Annotated in this window: 9 protein-coding genes and 1 pseudogene; 3 read left to right on the plus strand and 7 right to left on the minus strand. The window is 68.5% G+C overall.

What is annotated here, in order from left to right; genetic code table 11:
- Positions 1-152 precede the first annotated feature (152 nt).
- The 4 genes from ACYVL2_RS09330 to ACYVL2_RS09345 form a co-directional block, all read right to left on the minus strand.
- The gene (locus ACYVL2_RS09330; RefSeq protein WP_460542504.1) at positions 153-1,190 is read right to left on the minus strand and encodes a LacI family DNA-binding transcriptional regulator; all 1,038 of its coding nucleotides are present in this window, start codon (positions 1,188-1,190) and stop codon (positions 153-155) included.
- A gap of 83 nt (positions 1,191-1,273) precedes the next feature.
- On the minus strand, positions 1,274-4,417 hold the full coding sequence (locus ACYVL2_RS09335) for an AbfB domain-containing protein (protein WP_460542506.1): 3,144 nt from the start codon (positions 4,415-4,417) through the stop codon (positions 1,274-1,276).
- 115 nt (positions 4,418-4,532) lie between these two features.
- On the minus strand, positions 4,533-5,786 hold the full coding sequence (locus tag ACYVL2_RS09340; RefSeq protein ID WP_460542508.1) for an MFS transporter: 1,254 nt from the start codon (positions 5,784-5,786) through the stop codon (positions 4,533-4,535).
- A gap of 7 nt (positions 5,787-5,793) precedes the next feature.
- On the minus strand, positions 5,794-6,870 hold the full coding sequence (locus ACYVL2_RS09345) for a flavin-containing monooxygenase (RefSeq protein WP_460542510.1): 1,077 nt from the start codon (positions 6,868-6,870) through the stop codon (positions 5,794-5,796).
- A gap of 77 nt (positions 6,871-6,947) precedes the next feature.
- Here ACYVL2_RS09345 and ACYVL2_RS09350 point away from each other — a divergent pair, with 77 nt between their 5' ends.
- Positions 6,948-7,277, plus strand: coding sequence for an ArsR/SmtB family transcription factor (locus ACYVL2_RS09350; protein WP_460542512.1), 330 nt, complete (start codon positions 6,948-6,950; stop codon positions 7,275-7,277).
- Between the two features lie 41 nt (positions 7,278-7,318).
- On the opposite strand, the gene ACYVL2_RS09355 is transcribed toward ACYVL2_RS09350, so the two are convergent.
- Together ACYVL2_RS09355 and ACYVL2_RS09360 are read right to left on the minus strand one after the other, a co-directional pair.
- Positions 7,319-8,281 carry an anti-sigma factor RsbA family regulatory protein gene (locus ACYVL2_RS09355; protein WP_460542514.1) on the minus strand — a complete coding sequence of 321 codons (963 nt, stop codon included), beginning with the start codon at positions 8,279-8,281 and terminating at the stop codon, positions 7,319-7,321.
- An 84-nt stretch (positions 8,282-8,365) separates the two neighbouring features.
- Positions 8,366-9,163 carry a SigB/SigF/SigG family RNA polymerase sigma factor gene (locus tag ACYVL2_RS09360; protein WP_460542516.1) on the minus strand — a complete coding sequence of 266 codons (798 nt, stop codon included), beginning with the start codon at positions 9,161-9,163 and terminating at the stop codon, positions 8,366-8,368.
- Positions 9,164-9,894: 731 nt separating this feature from the next.
- Between ACYVL2_RS09360 and ACYVL2_RS09365 the strand changes: the two genes are divergently transcribed.
- Complete coding sequence (locus ACYVL2_RS09365; protein ID WP_460542610.1) at positions 9,895-10,293, plus strand: STAS domain-containing protein; 399 nt, start codon at positions 9,895-9,897, stop codon at positions 10,291-10,293.
- Between the two features lie 178 nt (positions 10,294-10,471).
- Here the strand turns inward: ACYVL2_RS09365 and ACYVL2_RS09370 are convergent, their stop codons facing one another.
- Entirely contained in the window at positions 10,472-11,218 is a 747-nt protein-coding gene (locus tag ACYVL2_RS09370) for an NAD(P)-dependent alcohol dehydrogenase (RefSeq protein ID WP_460542611.1), read from the minus strand.
- Here ACYVL2_RS09370 and ACYVL2_RS09375 point away from each other — a divergent pair.
- A pseudogene (locus ACYVL2_RS09375) lies at positions 11,217-11,333 on the plus strand (epoxide hydrolase); the annotation flags it as partial. The gene ACYVL2_RS09370 and the pseudogene ACYVL2_RS09375 overlap by 2 nt on opposite strands.
- Positions 11,334-11,356: the final 23 nt, after the last annotated feature.

Here is an 11,356-nt window from a genome sequence, read left to right on the forward strand (position 1 = left end):
CCGGCGGTCACGCCGGCGGCGACGTACTTCTGCGCTACGACCAGCAGAGCCAGCGAACCGGTTCGCTGATGATCTTGTCAGAGCCGGCTTCACATTGTCAAGGCGAACCGGTTCGCTGCTTTCCGAACCGTGGAGATGTCCCTAGAGCGGTTTCAGCAGCGGGCTTCCACGCTGTCCCTGACCTCGAGATGAGGCACGATGAGCCGCTGCCGGGCGGGTCCGTCGGGTGAGGCGATCCGTTTGCCGAGCATCTCGACCGCGGTCTGGGCGACGGCGACCGGTTCGGACTCGACCGAGGTGAACGACAGGACGTAGAGGCGGGCGAGCTCGGCCGCGTGCAGTGAGACGACGCTCCGGTCGGTCGGGACTTCGAGCCCGAGCTCGTGGAGCACGAACGGGAGCATCGCGACCGCGGCGTCGTTGTGCACCAGCATCGCGCGCGGGTGCTCGGGATCCTGGAGGGCCTCGTGGAGGGTCGCGCGGACCTGCTCGGGCCCCACCGGCACGGAGAACGGGAAGAGCCGCAGGCCGCGCCGGTCGGCCCGCTCGTGGGCCGAGCGTTCGAACCGGGTCGCATAGGTGCTGCCCGAGGCGTACAGCTCCTCGGGCCACCGGACGAACAGCGCTTCCCGGTGCCCCGCGTCGGCGAGGTGGTCGACCAGCATCGAAGCTCCCGCGGCGAAGTCGAGGTCCACCGCGTCGATGCCGCGGGTGTCCTGGGGCATCCCGACCAGGACCGCGGGGTAGCCGGCCTGTTCGATCGGTTCCAGTCGCGGATCGTCTTCGACCACATTGAGCAGAATGAACCCGTCGACCTGGCGGCCGGAGATCGCCCGCCGCACCGCCTCGGTCCCATCGGGCTCGGTCAGCAGCACCACCGAGTAGTCCAGGTCCCGCGCCGCGTCGGACAGCGCGATGAGGTACGCGGCCAGCGCCGGGCTGAACTCGGCGGCGTGGAAGCGGACGACGACGCCGAGAGTCATGGTCCGAGAGGTCGCCAGCGCCCGCGCCCCGGCGTTGACCGAGAACTGGAGCTTGGCGACCGCCGCTTCGACCTTGGCCTTCGTTTCGGGACTGACGTATTTGCGGCCGGTCAGGACCGAGGAGACGGTACTGCGCGATACGCCGGCCTCTCGCGCCACATCGCCGATCGTCGTCACGCCGGTCCCTTTCGTCTGCGCCGTGGTCACGAACGAGTGTACCGGTTCGCCACGAGGGTTCCGCCGCACGAGAGGCGGCCGCCGGCAGGGCCGGCGGCCGCCCGGACGGGACCTCAGACGGTGATGCAGAAGGTGGCGTCGGCTCGGTCGAGCGCATCCTCTATCGGATCGAGCCGCAGTTCGAAGCCGGAGTGGCGGAGGTGCTGGTCCGGAAAGTTGTACGACCGGAACGACGTGCACCACTCATCGGCCGGTCCCTCGACCATCCGGAACGTCGCGTCCTCGGCGAACAGCGCCGTCCCGTCGTCCAGGGCCAGCACCAGCTCGAAGAACGAGTGCCGTAGGTACCGGCCCGGGTGGTTCACGGATTCGAATGAGACGTACCCGGCCGAACCGTCGGCCAGGCCCGGCGCCATCCGAAACCTCGCGTCCTCCTCAGGGTCGGGGTCCGCTTCCAACCGGACATTGGAGTCAGTGTGCCGCACTCGCATGTCCGGATAGTTGAACGATCGCAGGCTGCGCCAGTCGACGTCGCCGAACAGCGGGGTGACCGCGATCCGGTCGAGATTGGGCGCGAAGCGTGAGCGCAGCAGCACGTCGGGCCAGGTGTCGGAGGCGTAGCTCGTGCCGTCGAACTGCGGTTTCTCCTCGCCGCGTACGACGATCTCGTTCACCCCGGCTTGGAGGTCGACCTGCACGGTGAGCTCCCAGAAGTTGTTCTCGTGGAACGAGTGCGGGAAGATCACGCGGATCGCGTCGGCGCCGTTGACCGACACGAGCGCGTACCGTGCCACCGGGTCGGGGTTGTAGTGGGTGGCGGGCGACTGCTCTTCGTTGGAGTACCGGAAGGTCAGTGCGTACCGGCCCGACTCGGCGACCTCGACGTCATCGAAGGTCAGGGTGTTGCCGTTTCCGGGATCGCCGCCGATGCCCGTGACCGCGGCTCCTCCGGAGGCGAGGGACAGGCTCGCCACCGCGGCGCTTCCGGCGACTTCGCCGTTCTCGGCCTCGTAGAGGGCGGTGGTGGAGGCTCCGCCCGAGGGCGTGACGACGAGTCGGTCGACTTCGAGCCCTTGGGCGCCTCGGACGGTGACCTGGTTGACGCCGCCGAGCAGGAAGGCGTCGACGATGCCGCCGTGGCCGGTGGTCACGGTCTCGCCGTTGACTTCGAGTTCCACCTGTCGGTCGCCGCGCGAGGCGACGTCGAGGCGGGCGGACGCATCGTCGGGCGAGTAGACCCAGAAGGTCGCCTCGCCGCCGGCCGGCACGGCCGCCGCTCCCGGGCCGGAGCCGTGGTGTCCGTTCGGGTAGGTGGGCGCCGCCCCGCCGGTGAGCTCGGCGAACTCGGCTTCGTACACGTCGTCGGTGTAGTCGGGGTGGGGCAGCGACAGGTCGATCTTGTCGAGGATGACGTCGCCGGTGATCGCGCCGCTCCCGTCGAGACTGCGGGTGGCCAGGGTGATGACGTGGTCCCCGGCGGTCAGTTCGACGGTCGTGTCGGTGTGGTCCCAGACCACCCACTTGTAGCCGAGGCTCAAGAAGAGCTCCCGCTCGGTGGCGGCCTCGCCGTCGACGCGCAGGAACATGTTCGTCGGTCCCTGGTCGTGCAGCACTTCGGCGTCGGTGTTGAGGGAGCTGGCGAAGACCCGCAGGTCGTAGACGCCGTCTTGGGGAACGCTGACGTTGAACTCGATCGCGTTGTCGCTGCCGGTGCGCATCCCGCCGACGTTGTAGCCGCCGGAAGTGTAGAACTTCGACACGTTCGACGGGGAGCCTTCGGGTCCGTTGCGGTGCAGGCCCTCGCCGATCCAGGCGGCGTCCTCGGCCTCGTAGGTCGCCTCCCATGTCGTTCGCGGCACCGCCGGCTCGCCGGGCGAGACGCTCGGGGTCACGATGACCTCGTAGGCCGACTCCGCGTCGAGTTCCGGCAGTCCGCCGGAGCCGAACGCGAGTTCGGCGGTACCGCCGCTGACGGTCAGATCGAGCTCGGCGACGGTGTCCGGCCGGTCCGAGTCGCCGATCTGTCCGCTCCAGCCGATCTCGCGCACGACCGCGTGCACGTTCTGGTCGAAGACCTCGGACGGGACGTTGTCGAGCGCGAGCGTGTACGGCCCGTCGGCGCCGCCGAGCAGGACGCGGGCCTGCCGCTTGCCGGCATCCAGTGCGGCAACGCCCTGCAGCGTGTAGCTGACGCCGGGCCGGGGCGGCGTGACCTCGACGGTCTGCCCGCTCATCTGGCTGTAGGCGTGCAGGAGCCACCACTGTCCGTTGGCTCGGTTGGCCTGCACGGCCGAGTCGGACAGGTTGCCGTCGATGTTCCAGTAGGCGATGTCGCCGTACACTTTGGAGTCCTCGAGGGCGGAGACCCACTGGATCATCTGACCCGGCACCGAGGTGTGGTAGTTGTAGGCGTACTCGCTGATGTTGATCGGCAGTTCGGTGCCCTCGTAGGCGGTGCCGGCGAAGAACTCGGCCTCCCAGCCGCGGTACCGGTCGACGCTGTCGCGAATGGTGGCCGGGTCCGACAGCTCGTGCCACACCACCGCGTCGGGGACCGTTCCGGACTGGATCGTGTGCTCCATGAACCCGCGCACCTGGTCGTAAAGGTGAATGGAGTTCGGGCCGCCGATCCGCGCCCCGGGCAGCACCGAACGGATGGTCTCGTGGGCCCGGTCCCAGGCGTCGAAGAAGTACTGCGGGTCGTCCAGCCAGCTGACGCCGTTGTAGCTCCACTCGCCGGTGCCGAACATATTGCCCGCGGGCTCGTTGAACGGCATGAACACGATGTTGTCCCGCTGCTCCGCAGGCAGCGTGGCGACCTGCTCGGCCTGCATCCTGATCTTCTCCAGGTAGGTGCCGAGCTTCTCCTCGGGGGTGTCACCGGGCCACTGGTAGGGGAACCCGCGGTGAATATCGGTCATGTAGACGTAGACGTCGCCGTTGGAGGCCTCCACCAGTCCGGGAAGGACTTCGAGCGCGTCGGCGCCGGGATGCTGCGGGCCGTCCTGAGCCTTGGTGGAGACCGTGGCCAGGTCGATGCCGTCGACCAGGTTCTCCGAGGGCAGACCCTCGTCATAGAGGCCGTACAGCGTTCCCGATGCCCCTCCGAGGAATTCGCCGGTGGTCTGGCCGAGGTCGACCCTGATGACCTCCGCCTCCTGGCCGGAGGCGGGTGCGGCGGCCCACGGAATGATCACGGCGGCCGCGGCCGCGGCCGCGCCGCATATGCGCGCGATCGGCCGTGCTCGTACGTTCATTTCGACTCGCTCTCATCGTTGAGAGGTCCGTCCGCTGACCGACGCTAGGGGCGGCGCATGCGAGCGAACCGGTTCGCTGCATACCGTATCGCCTGCCGGCATCACTGGCAAGACCTCAGCGAACCGGTTCGTAATCCGCCGGGTGCTGTGATCGACGGGGCTGGCCGATCACGGCGAGGGCCGCGGCGGCGAGCATGAGCGCGGCCAGCAGCGCGAACATCGCCGGGTAGGAGCCGAGCCGGTCGGCGATCAGGGCCCCGGCGGCGGGGGCGACGGCGATGGCGATGGTCGAGGGGGCGCTGAAGACGCCGTAGCGGTGGCCGAACGCGGCCGTGCCCCATCGGTCGGATACGGCGGTGGCCTCCAGGAGGGTGAAGGCGCCGCGCGCGGCGCCGAGGACGATGACCACGGCGAACACGACGCTGATCGGGGTCGCGAGAACGACGGTCGCGGCGATCGTGGCCGCGCCGAGGGTGAGGATGAAGACGGTTCGGGCGGTGGCGGTGGTTCGTCGGGTCAGGGGGCCGTAGCCGATGCGACCGAACAACTGCCCCGCACCGCACAGTCCGAGCGCCCAGGCGGCGGTGGCGGTATCGGCGCCGCGTGCGTTCAGCAGCGGCACGAGGAAGAAGGTGGCGGCGAACAGCGTGAAGGTCGCCAGTGCCATGGCGGCGGCCAGGAATCCGAAGGCGGCCGTCCGGATCAAGTTCTGGTCGGCGGCGGCTTCGGCGACCGTCGGCTGTGCGGATTCGGACTCGGACCGCTTGCTCGGCCAAGGGGGACTGAGGCCGACCGCGTGCGCCGGGATGGTGATCGCGGCCAGTACAAGGCCGAGGACCAGGTACGTCTCGCGCCAGGTGAGGTGGTCGGCCAGGGCGGCGGCGAGTGGGGCGAAGACGGTGCTCGACAGGCCGGCGACGAGGGTCAGGACCGTGAGGGCCCGGACTCGCCGGTCCCCGTACCAGACGGTGAGCGCGGCGAAGGCGGGCTTGTAGAACACGGCCGCCTGCGCGATCCCGGCGAGCGCCCAGGCGGCCAGGAACCAGGCCGGATTCGGCGCCCACGCGATCGCGGCGACGGCGGCGACGGCGAGGACCGATCCGGCGGTCATGACCGAGCGGGGGCCGTGCCGGTCGAGCAGGTGCCCGACCGGCACGCCCGCGGCGGCCGAGACCGCCAGTCCGGCCGAGAACGCGCCGGTGACCGCCGCGGTCGACCATCCGGTGTCGACGCTGATGCGGCCGCTGAGGACCGGGAAGGCGTAGAACAGGACGCCCCAGCTGGTGATCTGGGTGGCGCACAGGGTGATCAGCGCGCGCCGGGGCGTCTTGCCGAGGTGCGTCCGGGTTTCGGCGGCGGTCTCGGTCATCGGCGGTTCAGCTGAAGCTCGTGTGCAGGCCGGCGGCGAACGCGGCCATCGGGTCCATGACGTGCTCGGCATCGCGGGCCGCGCCCCTCAACGTGTTCGAGGCGAAGGACCGCTGGAACTCCAGCCCGACATAGGCCAGACCCGGGTGTGTGGTGGAGACCCCGCCGGTGTGCCGGGGCATGCCCGCCTCGTCCAGAGCTCCGAGCCCGGTCAGGTACCCGAGATTCGGTCGGTAGCCGGTGGCGAACAGGACCACGTCGACCTGCTCTCGGGTGCCGTCGGACCAGACCAGGCCGTCCTCGTTGAAGGAAGTGAACATGGGACGCCGGTCCAGCAGCCCGGCTTCGAACGCCTTGCGGTAGCCGCCGATGTCCAACGTCAATCCGGCGGACACGAACGGGGCGAACCATTCGACGGGCAGGTGGTCATACCCGGCGGCGAGCAGGTGGTGGATGTCGCGGCCTTCCGGCCGCTGCTCGATGAGGTTGATCGGCTGCCGGGTGGCGAGGGTGACCGTGGCGACTTGGGCCAGTTCGTAGCCGATCTGGACGGCCGAGTTCCCGCCGCCGACGACGACCACGCGTCGGCCCGCGTACGGGCCGGGGTGGCGGTAGTCGGCCGCGTGCAGCACCTCGCCGCCGAACTCGTTCCGGCCGGGCAGGCCGGGCAGGTGCGGGTTGCCGAACGACCCGGTGGCGGCGACCACGCCCGCGGCCTCGATCCGCTCACCGGTCGTGGTGCGCACCAGGAAGCCGCCGCCGTCGGTGGTCACTTCCTCGACCCTGGTGCCGGTGCGGATGTCGACGCCGAGGCTGGAGGCGAAGCCTTCGAGGTAGGCGGCGATCTCGTCGCGAGCGGGGTAGTCGTCGGGGTCGGCGTCGAGGGGCCGGTGGCCGGGAATGGCGCTGAACCGGGCCGGGGAGAAGGCCCGCAGGCTGTCGTAGTAGTGCGGCCAGGAGCCGGCCGCGCGGGGCCCTGCTTCGAGTACGAGGGGGACGAGGCCGGCGTCGCGGGCGGCGCGCGCGGCGGTGAGGCCGGACTGGCCTGCGCCGATAATGGCGATGGGTCTGCTCTGTTCGGTCATGGGAGTCATCATATCGTCATATCAAGAAATGACGAGTTGATAGGGCGATGGTCTCGGCCACCGGGCATACTTGACTTATGACGACCGGAACCGGGCCGCTCGACAGCGACGTGCAGGACTTCCTCAGAGCCCTGGCCAGCACCACCCGGCAAGAGGTCATGTTCCTGTTCAACGGCGACGCCGAGCTCACCGTCGGCGAGGTCGCCGACCGGCTCTCACTCGCGCCCTCAGCGGCCTCTACCCACCTGGCGACGCTGCGCGAAGCGGGCATCCTGGTCTCCCGGCGCGAGTGGAAGACCGTCTACTACCGGGCCGACCCCGACGGCATCCTCAAGGGACTCGACGGCTTGCGGGACTACCTGCTCTCCTGCTGCCCACCGGCCGACTACGGCCGGCCTTGCGGCTGAACGGCGTTCATCGCCCGGACGGCGTCTGGTGGCGGGTCTCATCACCTTCGGCGGTGCGGGGTGGGCAGGCGGAGGTGGATCCGCACGGTGGTGCCCCAGCTGCTGGTGTGCATGCGGACGAGGTCGACGATGTGGTTGACCAGCAGTAGTCCGCGGCCGTGGCGTTCATCGCCGTCGGCGGGGCGGCGTCCGGCGAGCGGATCGGTGAGGTGCCCGGCGTCGCTGACATCGCAGATCAGGTGGCGGTCGTCGGCCCAGACGCGGAGGGTGCCGCTGCCGCCCCCGTGCTTGATGCTGTTGGTGAGCAGTTCGGTGACGGCGATCTCAAGGTCGATGAGCTGGTCGACCGATAGGCCGGCGTTCCGGCCGTACGAGGTGAGGAACCAGCGGGCGTTGTTGAGGGTGGCGGGGTCGACGGCGCGTTCGATCGCCGACCGGGGCGGCCTCGGGAGCTGCCGGTTGTGGTCGGTGAAGACCCGGCCGGGGTCGTACTGGTCGCTGTGGTGGCGTCCGGTGTGGTCGATGAGGACCGGATGCGTGGCGCGAGCGTCGGCGGTCATGTGCCGGTCGAGTCCCGCGGTGTCGAAGGGGCACAGGATGGTGGCGTCGCGGCCGGTGAACGCGAGGTTGATCAGTGCTTCGTGTTGGGCGCAGGCCGGGTATTCGGCCTCGGTGCGGGCGGGCCAGATCGACTCGGTGATGATCCGCACCCGGTGGTCGAAATGGGCGTCGGCGAAGGCGTGCAGCACACCGGGGATGATCCTCCCCGGATTGGCGCCGGCCTCGGCCATGTCGATCAGCAGGACGTGATCGGCGCAGGCGCCGAGCGCGTCCCGCACGGACGCCAGATTGGGAGCGGGCACGGCGACCGCGACCGGCTCGCCGGCGCTGAGGCCCGCGTCGATGTACGGAATCGTGCCCGCCAGATAGGAGTCGGCACCGGAGTAGAACATCGCGGGGTGCTGGAAAAGGGTCGCCGTCTCGGGTAGATGTGCTTCGGTCATGGCGCGGCTCCTTCGATCAAGATCGTGGCCACGCCGCCGGCCCACACGACCGTACGTGGCCGCAGCGCCTAGTGCGACAGGTGGTCAGGACGCGGCGCTGTTCAGGCCCTCCCGGAGGTCGGTGAGTGTGCGGTGGAGCAGCCTGGAAACGTGCATCTGCGAGATGCCGACCTCTTGGGCTATCTGGGTTTGGGTCATGTCGCCGAAGTAACGCAGTCCGAGGATCGTGCGCTCTCGGTCAGGGAGTTCCTGCAGGAGCGGCACCAGCGATTCGTGGTTGTCGACCAGCTGGAGGGCGACGTCTTCTTCCCCCAGGGACTCGGCCAGGGGCGCCCGCTCCTCGTCCGCGAACGGCGACTCGTCGAGCGAGACCGCCCGGTAAGCTTGGGCGGCCTCGTAGCCCTCGGCCACTTCGCTTTCGGTGATGCCGAGGTGGCAGGCCAGCTCGGCATCGGTGGCGGGCCTGTCGAGGTGCTGGGCCAGTTCGGCATTGGCCCGATTGATCGACGCCCGCAGCTCTTGGAGTCGGCGGGGGACGCGCATCGGCCAGCTGGTGTCGCGGAAGTGGCGGCGCACCTCTCCCATGACCGTGGGGATGGCGTATGACAGGAAGTCGGCGCCACGACGGGGGTCGAACCGGTTGACCGCGTGGATGAGTCCGATCGAGGCGACTTGGACCAGGTCGTCCTTGGCTATGCCTTTGCCTGAGTACCGCTGGGCGATGTGCTGGGCCAGCGGCAGGTACCCGGTGACCAGACGGTCCCGGAGCCGGGAGCGTCGCGGGTCGTCGGAGTCGAGTCGCCGGAACTCTTCGAAGAGCGGCGTGAGATGACTGTATTCGCTCGGAGCGGAACGTGGTGCCTGTGTTCGCTTGTTCATCATGGATTACCGTCCTGCCGGATTGACTGCTGGTCGCCGGCGGCATCGTCGACTTTGCTGGGACTGACCGCCTTGGCGGCCGGGCGTGTCCGGGAAGCGGGGCTCTCCACCGGTGGCGAGAGTATCGGTACCGGGCTGCGTCGGTGCGCATCTCCCTACGAGATGGCAGGTCTTTCCGTCACCACTCCGCTTGCGAGTCACCACAGGTGCGGGAGCTGGCTCGTGAGAAATTCGCATCGACTCCCATCATTAGTTCGACACTATCACGATATGATGATGCCGGCATTCGACCGGAGGCCAGAGATATTGCTAAACGTCAAAACAGCGCCAAATAAAAGAAATGCTCGACGAAAAATCCCGGTGCCTCTTCTCACAATTTCCGGCAACCTGCGAGAGATCCGCTCCAAATCGACCCCCCGAGCCTCGCGAATACGAGCATGAACGAGCTGTATCCGCAGGTGGATGGGCAAATGGCGGCGGATTCGAAATAGCGATCGCTGCGGAGACGTTCATGCTCCCGCGTAATTGAGGAAGAGATTCCAATAATCTGGCCGAGACTCTTGCCCGCCTGGGATATTCGGGCCGGACACCCCGCATCCGGCTGCTCTGCGAATTTCCCATTCGCTTTTATGCGCCGCGGGGAGTAGCATTTGTTGGATCAGCCGTGAAGGCACCACAGGAGCCGCAGCTCCCAGGAGTACCACCGGGCTTCGTGGCCATATAAAGGTGGAATGATGCGACAGCACACCAGAGCCGATACCGTATCTCGGCCCGGCCCCTCCCCGCCACCGGCCAAGGAGGGCCAACTCGACAGTTCACTGGAGATCACCGAATACGGAAGCCCCCAGCTCGTGGGCCTGCGCGCCACTGGAGGCATCGACCTGGGCAGCCACATTGCCTGGGACCACGCACTGCGGCAGGCCGCCGGCCATGGCGAGGAAGTCCACCTGGATCTGACCGATCTCGAGTTCATCGACTCCAGGGGCGCCGCCATACTCGTAGAGACCGCGAACCGCCTCAACGGCGGACACCGCATCGTGGTACACCGCGCCCCTCACTGTTTCCGCCGAGTCATGCAGGCCCTGTGGCCTGAGGGAATACCCACCATCATGATCGAACCCGTCGGCCCTTGAACGGCGCGAAGGAGCGCTCGCCGGGACGGCGAAAGTGGGCGTGGAGCCGGTCACCGGCCTTCAGCCAGTACCGCCCGCGCGAAACGGTGACACCGCACGACCTGGTTCGCCTCGAACCGACCTGTCGCCGGCCGACCGTTCCCGCGCACGGCCACCGGGTTTCACTGCGCGGGTTCGCTCAACCCGGGTCCTCCACCGAGGAATCGGTCTCCTCGCCGGAATCGCGCTCGACCACCACGACCACGTTCCCCCGCTTGCGCCCGGTCTCGACATAGCGGTGGGCCTCTTCGATCTCCGCGAGGTCGTACTGCCCGTCCATGATGATCGCGAGCCGGCCCGACTCGATGAGGTCCCTGATGAACGGCAGCGCCGTCCGCTTGTCGGACGACATCCCGGTCACGACTCTCTTTCGACTGGACGGACCGGTCCACAGCGCCAGGATGTAGTTCCACAGGCCGATGGTGGAGAGGTAGCGCCCGTTCTCGGACAGCGACGCCTTGCAGGCCCTGAAGGAGCTCTTGCCGACGGTGTCGAAGACGACGTCGTAGGTCTCGCCGTTTTCGGTGAAGTCCTCGCTGGTGTAGTCGACGACCTTGTCCGCGCCGAGCGACGCGACCAGTTCCGCGTTCCTGCCACTGCACACCGCCGTCACCCTCGCCCCGAGGATCTTGGCGAGCTGCACCGCATAGGCCCCGATGCTGCCGGAGGCGCCGATGACGAGGACGTTCTCCCCGGCGACGAGTTCGGCCCGCTCCCGCAGGAAGAACCAGGCGGTCGTGGCGCCGTCGACCGCCGCGGCGGCCTCCTGGTGCGTGGCGTTGCGGGGCTTGTGCGTCAGCGAGCCGGTCGCGGACACGCGCTTGTACTCGGCGCACGCACCCATGCCGAAACCCGAGAAGCCGAACACTTCGTCGCCGACGTCGATCGTCCGATGGAGTTCGCCCGAAACCGGAGGGCATGTCCCGTCGCTGGAGGTCCCCGAGTATTTCGTCAAGGACCTGCAAGAAGGCCTCGCGGCAGTGCTGGCCGCTCATCGGTGAACGATGGGCGCCGGGGCTCGGCA

This window comes from Glycomyces halotolerans, from assembly GCF_054779575.1.

Coding starts and splice junctions, on each gene's coding strand:
- ACYVL2_RS09350 (WP_460542512.1), top strand. CDS start 6,948: ATGACGACCGGAACCGGGCCGCTCGACAGCGACGTGCAGGACTTCCTC.
- ACYVL2_RS09365 (WP_460542610.1), top strand. CDS start 9,895: ATGCGACAGCACACCAGAGCCGATACCGTATCTCGGCCCGGCCCCTCC.
- ACYVL2_RS09345 (WP_460542510.1), bottom strand. CDS start 6,870: ATGACCGAACAGAGCAGACCCATCGCCATTATCGGCGCAGGCCAGTCC.
- ACYVL2_RS09360 (WP_460542516.1), bottom strand. CDS start 9,163: ATGATGAACAAGCGAACACAGGCACCACGTTCCGCTCCGAGCGAATAC.
- ACYVL2_RS09335 (WP_460542506.1), bottom strand. CDS start 4,417: ATGAACGTACGAGCACGGCCGATCGCGCGCATATGCGGCGCGGCCGCG.
- ACYVL2_RS09355 (WP_460542514.1), bottom strand. CDS start 8,281: ATGACCGAAGCACATCTACCCGAGACGGCGACCCTTTTCCAGCACCCC.
- ACYVL2_RS09340 (WP_460542508.1), bottom strand. CDS start 5,786: ATGACCGAGACCGCCGCCGAAACCCGGACGCACCTCGGCAAGACGCCC.